Here is a 19,138-nt window from a genome sequence, read left to right on the forward strand (position 1 = left end):
TTAGCCGATGACGACAACCCGATACGGAGAGCCCCATTCATGCCGCAGACAGGCTGCCCCCCAGCGTTTCGAGCGACGACGCACTGGCTGCGCACGACCGTCCTCGCGGCGGCGGTGCTGCTGATCGCGACCGCCTGCACCTCATCACCGACGGCGGCGCCCACTCCCGACGTCATCACCGACAAGGGCACGCCCTACGCAGACTTGCTCGTACCGAAACTGGAAGCGTCCGTCACTGATGGTGCCATCGGCGTCGCTGTCGATGCCCCCGTGACCGTTACCGCCGGCGACGGTATTCTCGGCCAAGTGTCGCTGACCAACGAGGCGGGCGAACTTGTCGACGGGCAACTGGGCCCCGACCGCGTTACATGGTCATCGGCGGAACCGCTGGGCTACAACAAGCAGTACACCCTGCAGGCGCAAGCACAAGGGCTTGGCGGAACGACAAGCACCAGCGCAACATTCGAAACCCATTCCCCCGAAAACCTGACGATGCCCTACGTCTTGCCCAATGACGGCGAAACAGTGGGCGTGGGTCAACCCATTGCGATTCGCTTTGACGAGAACATCACGAACCGGGTTGCGGCGCAGCAGGCGATCACCGTGACCACGAACCCACCGGTTGAGGGCGCCTTCTACTGGCTCAGCAATCGTGAAGTCCGCTGGCGCCCCGCCGAGTACTGGGAGCCCGGAACGAAGGTTGAGGTGTCAGTCAAGGCTTACGGAGTCGACTTCGGCGACGGGCTCTTCGGCCAGGATGACGTCACCACACGCTTCACAATCGGCGACCAAATCATCGCCACCGCCGATGACGCCACCAAGACGATGACCGTGCGGCGCAACGGCGAAGTCGTCAAAACCATGCCGATCTCCATGGGCAAAGCCAAAACGCCCACCGACAACGGCGCCTACATCGTCGGCGACCGCTACTCATTCCTGGTGATGGATTCGTCCACCTACGGAGTCCCCGTCAACTCACCCGACGGGTACCGCACCGAAGTCGAATGGGCCACCCAAATGTCCTACAGCGGCATCTACGTGCACTCAGCGCCGTGGTCGGTGGGTAGCCAAGGCATCGCCAACGTCAGCCACGGATGCCTCAACGTCAACCCGGCCAACGCCCGCTGGTTCTACGACAACACCCGACGCGGCGACATCGTGGAAGTCATCAACACAACCGGCCCCACACTGTCGGGAACCGACGGCCTCGGCGACTGGAACATCCCCTGGGAGCAATGGAAGGCCGGAAACGCCAACGTCTGAGCATCGGAAGTTCTTGACACCGAGCCGACATGGCTTCAATGCCCGGCGAATCTGAAAACCATTACTCCGCAGTGCATTTGAGGTCATTTCTGAGACGTCGTTGCCGTACGGGCGGTTGCCGGCGTGACTGGAGCCACCGACTCCCCGATAACCGATGGCGGCGCGTACCGCCGACGAGGCTTCGAATAACCGCTCGGGGCAGAATTGTTGCTGACGCCCGACGACGGCCTATAGAGCTCGTTGCCGAGAAGCTCGCACATTTGAGTCCGCGCACCATTCACGCGCGTCTTCCCGACCGTGAAACGGGTTTAAGTCCATACTTGCCGCATTCGAAGCGAACGGCCGCAGCGAATTTCACCACTGTAATTATGTGGCTGGTGTTACTGGTGGGGCTTTTGTGAGTTACGCTTTTCTACGTAGGAGCTACGTATTTTTGGTGCTGCGCCCTACGTATGCGATCAGCCCCGCTATTGGTGCGTGAAGTAACTCACCGCCGGGCGCACCGAGGAGAAGACATGGGATTACACGTCCGGAGCAAGGGTGCGGCAATTGCTAGCACTGACCGCTGCGACCCGGCAATCCTTGTTGCGGGACGCGTTCGACGGCTCCCCGGTGTGATCGCTATCGTCGTCTTGCTTTTCCTCGCGTGCGCACCGGTCGCGTCGGCCCAACCTGCCGCCGGGCCGTGGGACCCATTACTTCCGAAGATACCGAGCGCGGGCGCTCCCGGCGATCCGGTTGCCATCGCGAACGCATCGCTGCAGGCAACGGCCATGGCGACGCAGACGGCCATGAATATGGGTCGCAGCTTCCTCAGCAGCCTGGGAATCGTCAGCCCCGCCGCGGATCCGTCGACGAGCGTGCGCGGAAATCGGGTCAATGGTGCGCAAGCGATCGAGTACGTGATTCGCAGGGCGGGAACGCAAATCGGTGTTCCCTACTCGTGGGGTGGCGGAAGCCTCACCGGTCCAAGCCGCGGCGTCGACCAGGGAGCAGGCACCGTGGGCTTTGACTGTTCAGGCCTGACACGGTTCGCGTTCGCCGGCGTCGGTGTTCTGCTCCCGCGATGGTCCGGTGACCAGTACGACGCCGGCCGAAAGGTGCCGCCCTCCCAAGCGAAGCGGGGCGACTTGCTGTTCTGGGGGCCGGGCGGGAGTCAGCACGAAGCAATCTACCTGGGCGGCGGTCAAATGATTGAGGCACAGCAGACCGGCGTCCCGATCAAGGTCTCCCCAGTGCGAACAGGGGGCATGACACCCTACGTCGTCCGGATTATCGAGAGCTGACCGCGAGGCCCAATTAGCACGCCCGCAGAGCCATTCACCTCAGCGGGTGACCGAATCAACCGACGAGACAGTAGCCGATGCCGCGGACAGTGCGGACGTAGCGCGGGCAGGTGGGGTCGTCCCCGAGCTTGCGACGGAGATTGCCGACATGCACCCCCAGAGCAGCCCGACCGCCGGGATGCGAGGCTCCCCAGAGACTCTCCTGGAGTCGCCGGCACGTCACGGGTTCGCCCGGATTGTCCGATAGTGCCCGCAGGATCGCGAACTCTGTCCGAGTGAGCTGTACAACATTTCCTCGCTGGTACACCCGCCGAGCCGCCACATCGACCACGAGGTCGTCGATCTGCCGTCGCTGCGTATCGCCGGCCGCACCGCACACGCCGATGTGCCTGAGCGCGCGTCTAATTCGTGTACTCAGCATCTCCGAGTCGCCGATCGCCACCACTGCGACACGTGACACCAGCGGCGCCATCTCTGCATCAGTAAGCGCGACTACGCCACCGTGTGCCACCTGACGAACACGGTCAAGGACAGCAGCACCCTGGTCCGTTGGCCCTACGCAGACCACTACCACGTCGGGGTCAACGACACGCAAAGCGGTGAGTGCTGCGGTTTCCGAGCATGCGACCGTAACGGCGAAATCTCCGGCGTGCATACGGTGGGCCAGCATGTCGGCGTAGATGCGTCGCGGCTCAACGAGCAGAACGCGGATGCGGCCGGCGGCCGCCACCGGAGATGCGGCACTACCCAGTCCGAGGTGTGACTCGATGGTCGTGGCAGCCTCCTGTCGACGTCGCGCATCGCGGGTACTGGATTGCGTACGCGGGTTCTGACAACCAGCATATCGTGATCTACGTTGTTACTACGTAGATCACAGCCCGGGCGTCCCGCATGTCGTCGACTATCCGCTTTCAGCGCGTGTTCTCGCGACATCCGATGTCGGCTATTTGGGTTTCAGTCGACCGCGTCGATGTCTTCGCCGCCGCAATCGTGCCGGCTGTCGTCAGGTCCTCAGTGGTGGCAGAGCAGCTGGATGAGAGCTGGTGTCGCAAGCATGGCGATGATCGCGGCAGCTAAGCAGATACGGTGGCGCCATCGCACATGGCGGCGCGTGGGGGTGACCAATCGTTCCGCTCGAGCGACGACCGCCGTTCCCGCTGCGGCGAGGCCTTCGTGCACAGGAGGTTGATGTCCGGCCAGAGCAATCAGCCCGGCAAGCAGAGGGCGAGTGCCGACGCGCCGCGCGGCGGTATCGTCGGCGCACATCTCCAGCAGTTCTGCCACAGAATGGCGTGCCGTAGCGAAAAGTGGCAGGCGGGGCAAAGTGACGGCGAGGGCACGCAGCCCCATGAGGATGTGGTGGTGGCGCCCCGAGATGTGGGCATTTTCGTGTGCCAGAACCGCTTTCAGTTGCGACCGGTTCAACGTCTTGATGGCCGCGGAGGTGACGATAATGGTGTTCAGGCGGCCGCCCACACAATAGGCGGCGGGCCGGTCGGCGTCCACGACGACCACGTTGGGGTGACCGGTGGGCCGGCCAATGATCCGCGCGGCATGTGCGTGCTCGTGACTCCGCGCGCGTAGGCGGGACAGGCTACGGCTCATCCGGAGTCCTCCGAACCCCAACGTCAGGGTCCCCATACCGATGAGGGCAACAGATCCGATCCTGCCCGCCATCGGTGTGTGTTCGGAAAATCCGAACAGTTCAAGACACAGCGTCACCACCGCGCCGGTGCGAATACTGTCCGCCGTTGCGCCGATGACCATCGAGACCGCGACCAGCCAAGCCGCCAGGGTTGCGGCGACCGTGATTAGCCATGCGGCGACTCCCATGTGAGGGCTGATTCCCTGGCCGGTCATCCGCCGCAGAACCGGAGGAGCCAACCACGCAAGCGCACCCCCGTAGAGCAGCAGCCACAGCGCCGTAGTCATCATCGTCGCCCCCTACACGTAGCCGCCTTCAGTTGCGCCCACTGCTCCGCGCTCATCTGATCGACCACGAAGCCCAACACCGCACTGGTATCACCGGCGCAGTCGACAGCAGCCCGCATCAACCGCGCTGAACACCCCTCGTGGCCCATCGATGCCGGGTATATATAGCCTTTCCCACGGCGCTGAGTCCTCAGCCGACCCTCGCGGTACAGGTTGTCCATCGTCGGCATCACACTGGTGCAGGACTGGCGCTTCCGGGAGATCTCGTCGAAGCCGTCGCCCACTGTGATGGGCCCCGCGCAATCCCACACGCAATCCATGACTACTGCGTTGGGGTCGCCGAACCCTCGCTGTTCCATTCCGTGCCACTCCTGCTGTCCACGACGAGCTGGAGTGCTTTGCCCATCGACCCCTACCAGACCCCCAATGTAGCGCCCGACCTCGAAAGTTCCGATTCGCCGCACCCGGCGTTCATGGCCTCGTCAGTGCATTCCACGCCGCCGTGCGGGCGGAGCCGATCACGCACGGGAGCTGTCAACTGGGCATCAGCTTCGCCGCAGCGCTGACAGACGATGATTGAGGGGCCGCCTGCGGGTTGTGCACGGAGCCTTGCAGAGTCGTTACCGACTTGAGACTGTGACAGGCGTTTCCCTGGTGCGCAAGTGATGTACGTTTCAACTGCCTACTATCGTGCTCCGTACTTTGCTGGGCAGTAGGTCCGATCCGAGAATGCCGTGCGCTGTCCCTCGCTCGGTGGCCCGACGACGCTCAACCCAAGTGAGGAGATCCGATGCGTTGCCTCACTTCACTTCTCACTCTCTGCGCACTGATGTCGACGCTGATGCTCAGCCCTTCAGGTATCGCGGCTGCCGAACATGACGGCGCACCTAACGGCGACAGCAAGGACATTCCGTCCCTGGTTGCGGCTGTCGCCGAGGCGAATCAGCGGGTAGCCGATGTCGGTGCCGATATCCAGATCAAGCAAGAGGGCGTCAACAGGGCCCTCGTCGAGATTGCTGCTGCTCGCGACATTCTCGCGGACGCGCAGCGTGAGGTTGCCGCCAGTGAGCAGGGGCTCGCCGACAGTCAGGTGGCGATCGACGCCGCGCAACAACGCTTCGATCAGTTCGCCGCATCGATGTATATGAACGGGCCGTCGGGTGCGCTGCCACTGGCAAATGGGCCGGAGGAAATCCTTGCTGGAGCCTCGACGCAACAGAGCCTGATCATCAGCTTCCAGAAGGTCAGGGATGACCTCGTGCGCAGGCAGACCGATCACGCCAACAAGCTCTCAACCGCGACGGCTGTCCGGGCGCGCGCTGAGGGCGCCGCCGCCGAGGCGCAGCGCCGCCAGGACGACGCGGTCACCGCCCTTCAGGAGGCGCAGCAGACCTTCGCGGCACGGCAGGACGAAATCAATAGGCTTGCCGCCGAACGTGACTCGGCGCAAGCCCGACTCGGTGCCATCCCGCCGGTAGCAGGGACCGCGACTGCGCCCACGGTTCCTCAACCCGGCGCCGCGCAGGCACCCGGCGACCAGTGGGACCGAAGTGACTCTTTGCCGGCCGACAATTCTGGCGCCGGCCTCTGGGACACCACGCTGCCGATGGTGCCCAGCGCCAATGTGGCCGGCGACCCGGTAGCCATCATCAACGCGATCCTCAAGATCATGGCGACCTCGGTGCAGCTGACTGCCGACATGGGCCGAAAGTTCCTTACCAAACTGGGCATTCTCTCCCCGGCGGCCGCCGCCGCAGATCCCGGCATCACCAATGGACGCATCCCCAGCCTGAACGGCCGGCAGGCCTCTGAGTTCGTGATCCGACGCGCCATGTCACAACTGGGAGTTCCCTACTCGTGGGGCGGCGGCAACGCCAACGGTCCCTCTCGGGGCATCGATCAGGGAGCCAACACCGTCGGCTTCGACTGTTCCGGGCTCATGCTGTACGCCTTCGCCGGCGTCGGCATCAAGCTCGACCACTATTCCGGATCGCAGTACAACGCCGGCCGCAAAGTTCCGTCATCGCAGATGCGACGTGGTGATCTAATCTTCTACGGCCCCAACGCCAGCCAGCACGAGTCCATGTATCTCGGTGACGGCATGATGCTCGAAGCTCCCTACACCGGGTCCGTCGTCAAGATTTCCCCCGTGCGCACCTCCGGCATGACACCCTACGTCACGCGCTTGATCGAGTACTGACACCTCACAGCGAGCGCTGTGGCGGTTGCACCGTTAACGCATCAGTCCGCCCCAGCGTGACCGCTGTGAACGGGCTCCTCCAATGCCTCACGCCGCTCGCTGCGGCGCTGCGGCGCTGCGGCGCGGAACAGAGCCGTCGCGCTGGCGATGGCGGCGGCCCACAGCACGACGACAACGGCGCACAGGATCAGCCACGTTTGCCACCCGAGGCTGTTCGGGCAGACGTCCATCAGCCAGCGCATGCAAGGCCCTCCTCCACAGTGAGCGTCACTCAGCTGCAGGATGGAATCGGTATGAGTCTCGTAAAGATCTGCTGAAGATTGCGCCGTTCCGGCAGTCGTGCGGCGCCGCGGCCGCTTCGGCGGGCACCATGTGGAGCATGGAGCACCACCCGGGTAGATCGCCTGAGCAGGCGAAGGGATACCGCGCGCTGGTCGTCGACGACGAACTGCCGCTGGCCGAAGTGGTGGCTAGCTATCTGGAACGCGATCAGTTCGAGGCCGTGGTGGCCGGAAACGGTGTCGACGCTATCGCTGTCGCGCGCGACTTCGATCCCGATGTCGTCATTCTCGACCTTGGCCTGCCCGGCATTGATGGACTGGAAGTGTGCAGACAGTTGCGCACGTTTTCCGACGCCTACGTCGTCATGCTCACCGCTCGTGATACCGAACTCGATACAGTCCTCGGTCTCACTGTCGGCGCCGACGACTACATCACCAAACCCTTCAGCCCGCGCGAGCTTGTGGCGCGCGTGCGGGCCATGCTGCGGCGGCCCCGCGTCCTGCAATCGGCCACCGCAACCGCCGAACGTGAGGTGGCACCACCGCGTCGGTTCGGTGCGCTGAGTGTCGACGTCGCCGCCCGTGAGGTTGGCATCGACGATGAACAGATCTTGTTGACCCGCACAGAGTTCGACATCCTCGAAGCGCTCTCAGGCCGGCCGGGCATTGTGCTGAGTCGGCGTCAACTTCTCGAAATTGTTCGCGACGGGCCCTGGGTCGGCAACGAGCACCTCGTCGACGTCCACATCGGGCACTTGCGGCGCAAACTCGGCGATGATGCCGCACGCCCGCGCTACATCGCCACGGTGCGAGGTGTGGGATATCGGATGGGGACCGGACAGTGACTCCCCCGCCTGCGTCCACAGCTCGCCGACGTCGACGGAGGGGCCGTCCTGGTATCGGCTTGCGGCTGCTGGCGGCCCAAGCGATTGTGCTGGCAGCCGGGGCCGTGACGACCGCGGTGGTGGCCGCCGTCGTCGGACCTCCGCTGTTTCGCGAGCATCTTCACCGCGCGGGGGTGCCGATGAACTCGCCAGAGGAAGTCCACGCCGAGGAGGCCTACGGCTACGCGACGGTGATGTCCATCGGGGGCGCCCTGGCGGTGTCGGCACTGGCTGCGCTTGCCGTCAGCTTCTACGTCAGTCGACGGCTCCAACGGTCCGTCACCGAGGTTGCCTCCGCTGCCACCGATGTCGCTCAAGGGAATTACGATGTCCGCGTGTCATCGCCGCGCCTCGGCGACGATTTCGACGCACTCTCCACTGCCTTCAACCAGATGGCTTCCCGGCTCCAAACCGTGGATTCGACAAGACAGCAGCTCTTTGGAGACTTGGCGCACGAGATCCGCACACCGGTCGCGGTGCTAGAGGCCTATATTGAGGCACTCGAAGACGGGGTGCGCACTTTGACGCCGCAGACGGCAACCATGCTGCGTGACCAAACCCGCCGGCTGGTGCGATTCTCCAATGACGTCGCCGCCTTGGCCAAGGCCGAGGAAAGTTCAGTTTCCATGTCGTACGCCAACATTGACGTCGACCGCTTGACACACCGATGCGTCGCCGCGGCGCAGGAACGCTACGACAACAAGGGAGTCGCACTACGCGTACGCCTCCAGAAGGCGCTACCGCCGTTGTGGGCCGACGAGCAACGACTCTCCCAAGTCCTGGGCAATCTGCTGGAAAATGCGTTGCGGCACACGCCTTCCGGCGGCTCGGTCGAAGTCAACTGTGTCCGCGACGGCGACCGGTTGAGGATCGCCGTCGCCGACACCGGTGAAGGGATTGCCGCCGAGCACGTCAACCGGGTGTTCGAGCGGTTCTATCGGGCAGACTCCGCCCGCGACCGCGAGCACGGCGGCGCCGGTTTAGGGCTCGCCATCGCCAAAGCGCTGGTCGAGGCCCACGGCGGAGCCATCTCCGTAGCGAGCGCGGGCCCCGGCGGCGGCGCAACATTCACCCTCGCCATGCCGATCACCCCGGAGCGCACCGAGCAAACCCCTGTCACGGCTGACTCAGCGCGAATCTGACCGGCAGGCGCCGCAACTCGCTACTTGTCCAGCATGCCCTGCATCGTGTCGATCTCCGCTTGCTGAGAGGACACGATGTTGCGCGCCATCTCCACCGCCGCGGGGAACTGGCCGTTGTCGATCTCCTGCTGCGCCATCATGATTGCGCCCTTGTGATGGGCGATCATCTGCGTTAAGAAAAGTCGGCTCGCCTCCGCGCCCTGCGCGTTCTGCAGCGCAGCCATGTCGGCTTCCGACATCATGCCGTGACCGCTGCCGCCCATACCAGGCATCTTGCCCATGTCGCGGCCGGGCATCTGGTGAGCAGGCATGTCGTGGCCAGGCATAGCGGTGCTGGTCGCAGGTGCAGGCGAGGACGACGCCCCCCACTCCTGGAGCCAACCCTGCATCTGCTCGATCTCGGGGCCTTGAGCATTCTTGATCTCGTCAGCGAGTGAGATGACCTCGGGATCGATGCTCTGCTTGCCGAGAAGCATGTCGCTCATCTCGATCGCCTGCTGGTGATGAGGAATCATGCCTTGGGCGAACGTCACATCAGCGTCGTTATGGGTAGCGTCGCTGCTGGCAGCGCTGGGCGAGGCCGATGGTGCCGCCGGGCTGCTGGTCGATGACTGAGAGTCGGTTGTCGCATTCGAACAGGCGCTGACGAACAGGGCCGCCGCCGCCATCGCCGCAAACCCAGTTCGGTATCGCTTGTGCTGCATCGCACATCCCTTCTCATACATCTTCCTGACACCATGCGTCCACACACACGGCAAGCGCTCTCGCCGCCTCGGTCCAGCCTCAGGACTCCGCGTATGGGTCGGTTCGAGTTCCGATGAAGATTCGATGAAGACGCCTCACCAACCCGTCGGTACGCGCCGCGCGCTCGGGCGATCCAGCGTCACGCCGCAGCCGGTTCAGTCATTGCCCGCGACCGGAAGGAGTCAGTGTGCAGCTCGGTAGATTCATGCCGCAATCTGACCGAAGCCTTGGCCTGCCCGCACGCCGCGATCAGTCGATCGGCAGCCGCCGCCGCAACGCCTCCAAGAGCTGGGTAACCGTCGGCAAACCCATCAAACCGGCGTCGGTCTGATATAGCCGGCACGCCAACTCCATCACCGGCACCGCATCGTCAAAAGCGTCTATGCCATCGACGAGAATCGTTGGAGAGCCCGCGAACGACAAGGCCGCCGCCTCATCATCCGTAGCGACCCGCCGATACGTGATCTCGACGTTGACTAGTCCGGCTGCTGCCGCGCCCACAAGGGCACCGGCTTCCTGCCAATTCGGACACCCTTCGAAATAGACGATCTCCACTCTCATGTGCCAATGGTGCGCGTAACAAGCCGGTGATGTCATCGGCAGGGGGCATCACCGCCAACCACGGACATGTCTCGCACCAGCAGAACTGGTGGCCCGGGGAAGGTCTCACCGGTTTAGAAGCGGGGACATGGCGCCTACGCGACTCGCGTCATCGAGTTAGCGCCGGGCCTGCAGATCACTCTCATTCTTTGGATAGTTGCATATATTGCAATGTTTGCATATGTTTGATTTTGGAGGTGGTTGCGGTGGCTGCAATAGGTGCTCTAGCTCTGTATTTGATGTTCGTCGCACTCGGGTTCGGCTGGCGGAGTTGGCGCCAGTATCGGCTTACTGGTTCCACCGGCTTCCACGGAATCAGCGGCCGGCCCGGCTCACCGGAATGGGCCGCCGGCGTCGGTTTCGTTGTGGCCATGGTGCTCGGTCTCCTCGCGCCGGCTTTGCAGGTGTTTGGCGTGCTAGCCCCAATCGCCGCTTTCGAGGCCTGGGGGCTTCAGGCATTGGGGTCCGTGTTGGCACTCGGGGGTCTCGCCGGAACGCTGTACGCGCAGAACGACATGGGCGATTCGTGGCGGATAGGCGTCGATCCGCAGGAGTCTACGACCCTGGTGCGCCGCGGCGCGTTCGCGGTTGTGCGCAACCCGATCTTCACGGCGATGCTGTCGTTCGCGACCGGCGTGGCGTTGATGGTCCCGAATGTGTTGGCGCTGGCTGCATTGATTCTTCTGGTCGTGGCGATCGAATTGCAGGTCCGCGTGGTGGAGGAGCCATACCTCGTTCACACGCACGGGGACGCCTACCGGTCCTATGGTCAAGCCGTCGGCAGGTTTCTTCCCGTTCTGGGACGTTTTCCTAGGTCCGTTGGTGGTGAATCCCGCTAAGCGGGCGCCAGCAGAATCTGCGCCAGCCGCGTGGTCGTTTCCACGCCGTCGTCGTAGGCGCCTTCGCCGTTGAGCGAGTTCATGATCGCCAATGTGTAGCGTTGTCGAGGGCCGGCGAAACCGACGCTGTTGACGACCCAGCCGCCCTGTTCTTGGGACCACCCGTTCTTGTTGCCGGGAGTCATGGCCGCGCCCGCTCCCCACACTCCCCACTGCTGGTTGGCGTCGAGGTGTTGCATCTCCGACACAATGGCCGCGGTTTGGGCCGCAGGCAAGCTGGTGAGGGTGTAGTTCATCAGCCGGTCGAGGTCTTCGCTCGTGGCCTTTTGGAAACCCCAGTACGGGTAGGTGCCGCTGAAACCCTGCTGCGGTTGCAGGCTGGTAAGTCCGTACGTGGCGAAATTGCGGTTGAACGCCATGTTGTCGGGTCCGCTGTAGCGTTCCCAAAGCGTATCGGCAGCGTCGCTGTCCGATGAGTGCATCATGTTGGCCATGAGTTGGCGGTCGGCTGGGGTCAAGGCGATCTGGCCGGCGCGAGCCCGAGTCAACAGATCAACCACCATCGCTAGCTTGATAGTGGATGCGGTCCACATCATCGTGGTAGCCGCGTCGTTGCGGTGAGCCTGTCCGGTCGTCCGGTCGCGAAGCACGTAGCCCACCGTGCCAGGACGAGTAGCGAGGTAGGCGTCTGCCTGTGCGATGCGCTGTCCGATCTCAGCGGTGGCGACGGGTGTCGGCGCGCAGAGCAACACGGTCATAGCGACAAGTCCGGTGACGACGGCTCTCACGCGCGTAGCTTGTCAGCCCCACGGGCATCAGGGCCGACGGCACGCCGGGTAAGCACCGGTTCCTACTATCCATCTCCGCACATGCAGAGCCGGCGGATGGTAGGGGTGCCGTCGCGAGGCAGCCCGAGGTCGGCTCGTGTCCCGTTCGACGTAGGCAGCCCTGCGCTCCCTTTGCACGCCGGCCCCGTGCAGCCCCTCCTCTCTCCGACATATTAACGTCCGTTAGTATGTTCGGATGAGCGAGCCGCGGCTTGATCACTGCGATCTGTTGTGCTTGGACCTGCCCCATGCCGAGCGAATTCGTTCCCGGCTACCGTCACTCGTCGACGCCGAATCACTGGCAACCGCGGCGCGGGCTCTGAGCGACCCGACGCGACTGACGATCGCCTCAGCGCTGCTCGACGGCGAGGAACTGTGTGTATGTGACATGGCCTGGGTGGTCGGGCAGTCGCAGAACCTCGTATCCCACCACCTGCGGCAGCTCAAGATCGCCGGTCTGGTGACTTCTCGGCGGCAAGCCCGGATGGTGATGTACCGACTCACCGACCGCGGCCGATCCTTGACCGAGGCCGTGCTGGCGCACGGTTACCGTCAACCGGCCTCCAAGGCACGCCATGTCTGACCCATGCTGCGGGCCCGCGGCCAATGGAGTCGACACCGAGCCCGGATCGGGACCGGACAAGTGGTGCGGAGTCCGCGAACTGCAGCTGGCGGCCCTGGCGGCGGCGTTGCTCCTCGGCGGCTGGGCGTTGCACCGAAGCGGTCTTTCCTCCATCGGCTTGGGACTTGAGCTCGCGGCGGTTGCCGCCGGGGCCGCAACGTTCGCGCCCGGAGCCGTTCGCAGTCTTCGACACGGCCGCGTCGGCGTTGGCACGCTGATGACGATCGCCGCGGTCGGCGCCGTGGCGCTTGGACAGGTCGAAGAAGCCGCGCTGCTGGGAATCCTGTTCTCCATCGCCGAAGGACTCGAGCACTACGCCGTCACCCGAACCCGCCGAAGCCTGCGCGCCCTGCTGTCGCTCGTGCCGCCAACGGCGACCGTGATCCGCGACGGCCACGAAACCCCTGTGCGCCCAGACGATTTGCTCATCGACGACGTGATGGTGCTACGGCCAGGAGACCGCGCCGCCACCGACGGCGTCATCACCTCCGGTCGCACCAGCTTGGACGTGTCGGCGATCACCGGAGAATCGGTTCCAGTCGAGGCGGGACCCGGCAGCGAGGTGCATGCCGGTGCGATCAACGGCGGTGGAGCGGTCGAAGTCGCCGTCACCGCCGTCGCCGCCGAAAGCTCGCTGGCCCGCATCGTTCACATCGTCGAACAGGCTCAGGAGCGCAAGGGTGCGGGTCAGCGGTTGGCGGACCGGATCGCCCGCCCTCTCGTCCCAACAATCATGGTCCTGGCCGCAGCAGTTGCGGCGATTGGCGCGCTGGTGGGCGAGCCGATGCTGTGGCTCGAACGCGCACTCGTGGTCCTCGTCGCCGCCTCACCCTGCGCCCTGGCCATCGCGGTGCCACTCACCGTCGTCGCCGCCGTCGGCGCTGCCAGCCGACAAGGCGCCCTCGTCAAGGGAGGCGCCGCCGTCGAGGAACTCGGACGCATCGCCGTGATTGCCCTTGACAAGACGGGCACCCTGACCCGAAACAGCCCGCAAGTGATAGAGACGGTGACCGCCAGCGGCGTCAGCGAGGCCGAAGCCCTGCACCTCGCCAGCGCAGTCGAGTCCCGTAGTGGGCACCCACTGGCCCGGGCAATTACCGACGCTGCAGGCCCCGACATCGTCGCGGCTGAAGACGTGAGAGCCGTTGTCGGCCATGGCATGAGTGGCCGCGTCGAGGGTCGCAGGATCCGTTTGGGGAAGCCGGGCTGGGTCGCGGCCGGAGAATTCGCCGCCGACGTCGTGCGCCTCCAATCGGCCGGGGCGACAGTGGTCCTGCTCGAATGCGACGCCGTGGTGGTGGCGGCGATCGCAGTCCGCGACGAGCTGCGCCCCGAAGCGCCGGAAGTGGTACGGCAACTACACGAGCTGGGCATCACCACCGCGATGCTGACCGGCGACAACTCCCGCACGGCAATGGCCGTGGCCGAAGCCGCCGGCATCACAGTCGTGCACGCCGACCTGCTTCCCGAAGACAAAGCACGCCTGCTGTCCGAACTCTCCGGCGGCCGGCCCATCGCCATGGTCGGCGACGGGGTCAACGACGCCCCCGCACTAGCCACCGCCGACATCGGCATTGCCATGGGAGCGATGGGCACCGACGTCGCCATCGAAACCGCCGACGTCGCGCTGATGGGCGAGGATCTGCGTCACCTCCCCCAAGTCCTCGCTCACGCCCGCCGAGCCCGCAAAATCATGCTGCAGAACATCGGACTGTCGCTGGCGATCATCACCATCCTCATTCCCCTCGCCGCCTTCGGGGTTCTCGGGCTGGCCACCGTGGTATTGATCCACGAGGCGGCAGAAGTACTCGTCATCCTCAACGCGATCCGCGCCGCACGCACCCATCCCCTACCCGGCGTCGAACCGCAGCCGATGGCTGCAGCGGCGGCGCACCACATCACCCTCCCCACCCCCCCGACACCCGTCGATGCCTGCTGCGCCCCGACGCCGGCGCTCACACCGGTGGTCCTTGATCGTCGGGAAACCCGCAGCGGCGGATGCACCTGCTGCGCTGCAGAACCCACAAATCCCCGTGACGAGTCGATCCGTCGAAGTGAACACCACTGGTGATGGTGCGACCGCGAAATGCCTTCGCCGCCGCGAATCGACCTACTGCCGAACCGGAATTGGTATTGAGCAGCACCGCGCACACTCGTCGTCTGTGCCGGTCGGGCGCAGCGCCGTCGCGCCGCCCCCGGGAGGCGTATCGGCGGGAGATGGCCGCTGCAAAGCGCACACCATCCGCCAAGCAGCGGTGGCGGCGTTGGGAACGGGCACACATCGTGTCGCAACCCGACCCTTGGCCACACACCTACAATCACGCGGCGATGCGGGCCTTGGCGCTGCGCCAACGAGACCGTCGCGAAGCTTTCGGCCAGGTTGTTCGCCTGATCGTCGCTGCGCCGGGATCGCTGACCGGACGCTATCCCGGGGGCAACACCGGTCGGGTCGGCGCGGGCCTCATGACCCCGTGGGCCGCGCCCGCCGCTCTCGCCGCACTCGTGGGCGGGCGAAGGGACTGAAGGGCGATGTCAGTCACGACGTCGAACCAGAACGCGCGGCCGTGGCCGGCCGTCGCCGCCGCAGTCGCGCTAACGACCGCGGCGTTGAGCGTGGGCTATTGGGCGCTCGGACTGGCAACCATGCTCATCTTTACCGCCGGGTTCGTCGGGGGCTTGCTTCTGTGGCGGGTGTGGCCGAGTGGCGGCGGCTGGGCCGACATTCGCGCGCCATATTGGATCGCCCTGTTGTTGTTCCTTGCCCACCGCGTCGAAGAGAAGCAGATGGGGTTCTTCGCATTCCTAGCGGCGGTCACGGGTGTGCCAACCCCTGCGGTGAACTCGGTGCCCGTGGTGCTGCTCGTCGCCGTCTCCGCGGGCGCCTGGCTGTTAATTCCCGCCCTCATGCGGCGCGGCCGCCCGATCGGCCGATACCTGGCATGGACGTTCTTCGCCTCGTTAGGTCTCACGGAGTTGGCGCACTTTGTGGTGTTCCCGTGGCTCGATCCCGGCGGGGCCGGCTACGTGCCCGGAATGTGGACCGTCGTCGCTCTCGCACCGGTCGCCTGGTGGGGAATGTGGCGTCTCTCTCGACGGCCGTCCATCGAATCCGCGCCCAAGCGTCCGATCTGGCGCCAGCCGAGGGCATGACCGATCTACGGTCTTCCTCCGTATATAGTCGGACACGCGATGCTCAACCGCGGGCGCGGTTCGGGTTGGTGCTGCGGTACAGGGCTGCGCCGGCGCATCACAGACGTTCGGTGAAACTCATGAAGGACGCATTCCAATGGCACCTCTCACACGCATTCTGCTGACCGTCTTCGCGGTCATCACCATGATCATCGGGGTTGGCGTGTATCTCTCGGCCCAGGACAAGGACGCCCCCACCTCCGCGCAAGGCCAGGGTGAAGACGTCGGTCAGCTGGTCCGGGACAACAGTCGCCGCCTCACCACCGTGCCGAACAGCGATGTCACCTTCGTCGAGTTCCTTGACTTCGAATGCGAAGCGTGTCGCGCGGCCTTCCCGATGGTCGAACAGCTGCGCGCCGAGTACGGGGACCGCGTCAACTTCGTCATCCGCTACTTCCCCATTCAGTCTCACTTCAACGCAGAGCGGGCGGCGCGCGCGGTCGAGGCGGCCGCCCAACAGGACAAGTTCGAGCCGATGTACAAGAAGATGTACGAGACGCAGAGCGAGTGGGGCGAACAACAAACTCCGGCGGACTCCCGATTCCGCGGATTCGCAGCCGAACTCGGGCTCGACATGGCGGCGTTCGATGCTGCCTACAACGACCCCGCCACACTCGATCGTGTCAATGTCGATGTCGCTGACGGTAAGGCCCTCGGGGTCAAGGGCACACCGACCTTCTTCATCGACGGAACCGAAGTGGAATTCAGGAGCTACGACGACTTGAAGGCCGCAGTCGAACAGGCATTGAACGGATAGCCGCGGTGACTGCCGACAGCTCTTGGCGCACCGGTTCCATAACTCGGGACGTGTGCGGGCGCGAACATGACGGCAGCACCCCGCGTCGACGGCGATCTGAGGGGTCGACATCGACCGCAGTGCGCCGATCTCGCGTTGGCTGACAGGGAGATGGCTTCTGCGCGAAGTCGGTTCCGTCGCGGTGAGGTCTCGCTTCGACCTCAGTACGCGCCATCTCGAATCGCCTCTGCGTGGTGGGCGACCATCAGTCCGAGATGCAAGCGGGTGGCCAGCTGCACTGGTTCGGATGATGATGATGATGCGGCCGGGCCCCGCACCCCACGCCCCGCGTCATCAGATCGGCCGCCTGCCGGATCCTGACGAACACGGCTCGAAAGGTGCTGTCGTCGGCGCCTGAGCTCTCACCGCAGACGGGACAATTAGACGGCCTGGGCATGACCCGAAATCACCTGCGGGAGAGGGGGCGTCCCTGTGAACGGGCGAGAGCATTGCGCGATACCGGGTCGGGGCCACGCACGCGCTTATCTCGAGGACCAATGTGATGCAGCCGCTATGCCGACAATGCGGTCCTCGTCGTCATGAGCCCAGGCTCGGCGCAGCCGTCCTCTGCTCGATCGCAGTCGAGCGGCGGCGCCGCAGGATCAGCACCGCGAGCACCGCCAGCATTGCCACAACCCCGCCGGCGGCGATCACTTGACCTCCCAACCGCTGGTCGCCCAGCAAGTTCGCATGCCAGCTCAGTTTCAAGGAGCCGTAGAAGGCGCCCCCGAGAACCTCACGCATGTTCATCACCACGACCCCGGCAATGATGAACTGCGACAGCGCGAGAAACAGCATCGCGATCCGGCCCCGCTTGGGCATCGGCCGTGGCACCACCGGCTCGACGCCGCCGACGGCGGTGAAGAACAGCGCACCGCTGAGCAGGAAGTACCCGATCATCAGCATGTGCGTGGCGTGTTCGCTTACGGCAGCATCGAAGACCACTTCGAGGCAGAGCCCGTACACGCCCACCACGAGAAGCGTCAGCGCCGTCCATGGATGAGCGATAAAACGCAGCAGTGACGAATTCAGCGCGCTGACAAGCCATTCGCGTGGCCCCGGCACCGCATTGGGTTCGGCTGCCCGCAAGGCCCTCAGCGCGAGGGTCACCGGTGCGCCCTGCACGAGCAACACCGGCACCACTATCGTGAGCACCAATTGAGCGACGGCGTGCATGCTGAACATCGCCGCCATGTACATGCCGAGTCCTGACGAAGTGGCGAACAACAAAACGACGCAGCCGATCAGCCACGATACGGTGCGCCGCGTCGACCACGGGGCACCGCGGCGAGCCAGCCGATACACCGCAGCAAGGTAGACGCCGGCCATGACGACCGCCGCCGTGCCGAAGATCAGGTCGAACCGCCATTCGACCAACACCCGCGCGATCGTCGGCGCCTCGGTGAGGTCGAAGCCGAGCGCAGCCTCGGCCGGAACGGGTTCGCGCGTCGCGGGCGGCGGTGGCGTGCGACCGAGCCCGACCGCCAGGCCGACTGCGACGCCAAACAGGGCGGCTTCTGTGAGTGCGAGCCGCAGCAGCGGTCGGCGCGACGTCGGATCACGCTGCAGCGCAACGATCGACGACCGCCGCTGTCGCCAGCCGATCACACCGAGGCCGCCCAGCACTGTCACCTTCCCCACGACGAGGAGCCCGTAGGTGCTGTCGAAGATGGTCGACACGTCGATCCGGACCGCCGCGTTGACAAATCCACTTACGGCCATCGCCGCGAAGCACCACAGCGCCAGACCCGAGAAACGGCGGGCGGCGATGTCGGTGTGGCTGCCGCCGCGCAGCGCGTGCCCAAGCAGCGCCAGCAATCCGCCGGCCCACAATGACCCAGCAACCAGGTGAATGATCAGGCTGTTGGTCGCGATGTCGTGTGAGCCGCCCGACGAGGAGTGCCCCGTCACGGCCAGCGGCATCAACGTCGCCAGGGCGCCCGCCAGTAGGGCAGGCGTCCACGACCACCGCAGCACCGGCAGGCTCGCTACCGCGACGACCGCGGCCAGAATCGAGGTGGTGCGCCACGCCGCGGTGGTCTCGACGAGGTCGGCCGCCGACCATATGTCCAGCGGTGTGAGCTCAGTCAACGGCACCCCCGACACGTCGGAGATCGTCAGCGCCACCAACAGCGCAGCGCACATCGCCCAGATCGCGCAAGCGGCAGCGCCGACCCGAAGCGCCCGGTACCCGTCGACGTCGAGCACTCCACTTGCCTGCGGCGGAACGAGGAACGCCGCGAACAGGAAGTGTCCGACCGCCACCATCGCAGCGATCTCTCCAGCGGCGCGCAAGAAGGACAGCCCGTAGGTGGTGACCGGCCCGGGATCGCTCAGCCCGGTCACCGCCAGCGCCTCAGGCAGTGCCAGGGCGCCGATCGCGGCAGCGGTAACGCCCGCTAGCAGTGCAACCCCGAGCAACACAGCTCGCACCACCCAGCGTCGGGGGGCAGCAGACGTGGCCATCACCGTCCCCATTCCGATCCCGCCGTCGATTCGCCATGACCGCCTCGGCGCTTCACGATCAGCACAG

The 19,138-nt window shown here is 65.1% G+C and carries 19 protein-coding genes; 11 read left to right on the plus strand and 8 right to left on the minus strand.

Features of this window, described 5'->3' with window-relative positions; genetic code table 11:
* The first annotated feature begins 39 nt into the window (after positions 1-39).
* Together MHN84_RS12680 and ripB are read left to right on the plus strand one after the other, a co-directional pair.
* Positions 40-1,263 carry an Ig-like domain-containing protein gene (locus MHN84_RS12680; protein ID WP_241204950.1) on the plus strand — a complete coding sequence of 408 codons (1,224 nt, stop codon included), beginning with the start codon at positions 40-42 and terminating at the stop codon, positions 1,261-1,263.
* A 515-nt stretch (positions 1,264-1,778) separates the two neighbouring features.
* Positions 1,779-2,549 (plus strand): NlpC/P60 family peptidoglycan endopeptidase RipB, encoded by a 771-nt coding sequence (ripB, locus tag MHN84_RS12685; protein WP_011893723.1) that lies wholly within the window; start codon positions 1,779-1,781, stop codon positions 2,547-2,549.
* A gap of 55 nt (positions 2,550-2,604) precedes the next feature.
* Here the strand turns inward: ripB and MHN84_RS12690 are convergent, their stop codons facing one another.
* The 3 genes from MHN84_RS12690 to MHN84_RS12700 all read right to left on the minus strand — a co-directional run bounded on the left by MHN84_RS12690 (position 2,605) and on the right by MHN84_RS12700 (position 4,840).
* Positions 2,605-3,279 carry a response regulator transcription factor gene (locus MHN84_RS12690; protein ID WP_043416012.1) on the minus strand — a complete coding sequence of 225 codons (675 nt, stop codon included), beginning with the start codon at positions 3,277-3,279 and terminating at the stop codon, positions 2,605-2,607.
* A 281-nt stretch (positions 3,280-3,560) separates the two neighbouring features.
* Positions 3,561-4,481, minus strand: coding sequence for a M56 family metallopeptidase (locus tag MHN84_RS12695; RefSeq protein WP_041800692.1), 921 nt, complete (start codon positions 4,479-4,481; stop codon positions 3,561-3,563).
* Positions 4,481-4,840: a BlaI/MecI/CopY family transcriptional regulator gene (locus MHN84_RS12700; RefSeq protein WP_043416015.1), complete on the minus strand. Its 360-nt coding sequence runs from the start codon at positions 4,838-4,840 to the stop codon at positions 4,481-4,483. Before MHN84_RS12700 ends, MHN84_RS12695 begins: the two co-directional genes overlap by 1 nt.
* A gap of 470 nt (positions 4,841-5,310) precedes the next feature.
* Between MHN84_RS12700 and ripA the strand changes: the two genes are divergently transcribed.
* Positions 5,311-6,681: an NlpC/P60 family peptidoglycan endopeptidase RipA gene (gene ripA, locus MHN84_RS12705; protein WP_374238362.1), complete on the plus strand. Its 1,371-nt coding sequence runs from the start codon at positions 5,311-5,313 to the stop codon at positions 6,679-6,681.
* Between the two features lie 41 nt (positions 6,682-6,722).
* Here the strand turns inward: ripA and MHN84_RS12710 are convergent, their stop codons facing one another.
* Positions 6,723-6,923, minus strand: a complete 201-nt coding sequence (locus MHN84_RS12710; protein ID WP_236728450.1) for a hypothetical protein — start codon at positions 6,921-6,923, stop codon at positions 6,723-6,725.
* A 128-nt stretch (positions 6,924-7,051) separates the two neighbouring features.
* On the opposite strand from MHN84_RS12710, the gene MHN84_RS12715 reads away from it, so the two are divergent.
* Both MHN84_RS12715 and MHN84_RS12720 read left to right on the plus strand, forming a co-directional pair.
* Positions 7,052-7,807, plus strand: a complete 756-nt coding sequence (locus MHN84_RS12715) for a response regulator transcription factor (protein ID WP_011893718.1) — start codon at positions 7,052-7,054, stop codon at positions 7,805-7,807.
* Positions 7,804-8,988, plus strand: a complete 1,185-nt coding sequence (locus MHN84_RS12720; RefSeq protein ID WP_043416018.1) for an ATP-binding protein — start codon at positions 7,804-7,806, stop codon at positions 8,986-8,988. Before MHN84_RS12715 ends, MHN84_RS12720 begins: the two co-directional genes overlap by 4 nt.
* Before the next feature lie 20 nt (positions 8,989-9,008).
* On the opposite strand, the gene MHN84_RS12725 is transcribed toward MHN84_RS12720, so the two are convergent.
* Entirely contained in the window at positions 9,009-9,692 is a 684-nt protein-coding gene (locus MHN84_RS12725; protein WP_043416019.1) for a DUF305 domain-containing protein, read from the minus strand.
* Between the two features lie 289 nt (positions 9,693-9,981).
* Positions 9,982-10,293 carry a hypothetical protein gene (locus tag MHN84_RS12730; protein WP_041800031.1) on the minus strand — a complete coding sequence of 104 codons (312 nt, stop codon included), beginning with the start codon at positions 10,291-10,293 and terminating at the stop codon, positions 9,982-9,984.
* A 278-nt stretch (positions 10,294-10,571) separates the two neighbouring features.
* Here MHN84_RS12730 and MHN84_RS12735 point away from each other — a divergent pair, with 278 nt between their 5' ends.
* On the plus strand, positions 10,572-11,171 hold the full coding sequence (locus MHN84_RS12735; RefSeq protein ID WP_041800688.1) for an isoprenylcysteine carboxylmethyltransferase family protein: 600 nt from the start codon (positions 10,572-10,574) through the stop codon (positions 11,169-11,171).
* On the opposite strand, the gene MHN84_RS12740 is transcribed toward MHN84_RS12735, so the two are convergent.
* Positions 11,168-11,929 carry a hypothetical protein gene (locus MHN84_RS12740; protein ID WP_011893713.1) on the minus strand — a complete coding sequence of 254 codons (762 nt, stop codon included), beginning with the start codon at positions 11,927-11,929 and terminating at the stop codon, positions 11,168-11,170. The genes MHN84_RS12735 and MHN84_RS12740 overlap by 4 nt on opposite strands.
* Positions 11,930-12,194: 265 nt before the next feature.
* Between MHN84_RS12740 and MHN84_RS12745 the strand changes: the two genes are divergently transcribed.
* From MHN84_RS12745 to MHN84_RS12765, 5 genes are all read left to right on the plus strand, one after another.
* On the plus strand, positions 12,195-12,581 hold the full coding sequence (locus MHN84_RS12745) for a helix-turn-helix transcriptional regulator (protein WP_043416022.1): 387 nt from the start codon (positions 12,195-12,197) through the stop codon (positions 12,579-12,581).
* Positions 12,574-14,691, plus strand: coding sequence for a cation-translocating P-type ATPase (locus tag MHN84_RS12750; protein WP_241204952.1), 2,118 nt, complete (start codon positions 12,574-12,576; stop codon positions 14,689-14,691). The genes MHN84_RS12745 and MHN84_RS12750 overlap by 8 nt, the downstream gene beginning before the upstream one ends.
* Before the next feature lie 89 nt (positions 14,692-14,780).
* Positions 14,781-15,143, plus strand: a complete 363-nt coding sequence (locus tag MHN84_RS12755; RefSeq protein WP_255730378.1) for a DUF3703 domain-containing protein — start codon at positions 14,781-14,783, stop codon at positions 15,141-15,143.
* Between the two features lie 6 nt (positions 15,144-15,149).
* Entirely contained in the window at positions 15,150-15,770 is a 621-nt protein-coding gene (locus MHN84_RS12760) for a hypothetical protein (RefSeq protein ID WP_198529213.1), read from the plus strand.
* Positions 15,771-15,906: 136 nt separating this feature from the next.
* On the plus strand, positions 15,907-16,566 hold the full coding sequence (locus MHN84_RS12765) for a thioredoxin (RefSeq protein ID WP_011893708.1): 660 nt from the start codon (positions 15,907-15,909) through the stop codon (positions 16,564-16,566).
* A gap of 576 nt (positions 16,567-17,142) precedes the next feature.
* Here MHN84_RS12765 and MHN84_RS12770 read toward each other — a convergent pair.
* Positions 17,143-19,071, minus strand: coding sequence for a cytochrome c oxidase assembly protein (locus tag MHN84_RS12770; protein WP_041800678.1), 1,929 nt, complete (start codon positions 19,069-19,071; stop codon positions 17,143-17,145).
* Positions 19,072-19,138 lie beyond the last annotated feature (67 nt).

Source organism: Mycobacterium sp. PSTR-4-N (genome assembly GCF_022348085.1).
Lineage (GTDB): Bacteria > Actinomycetota > Actinomycetes > Mycobacteriales > Mycobacteriaceae > Mycobacterium.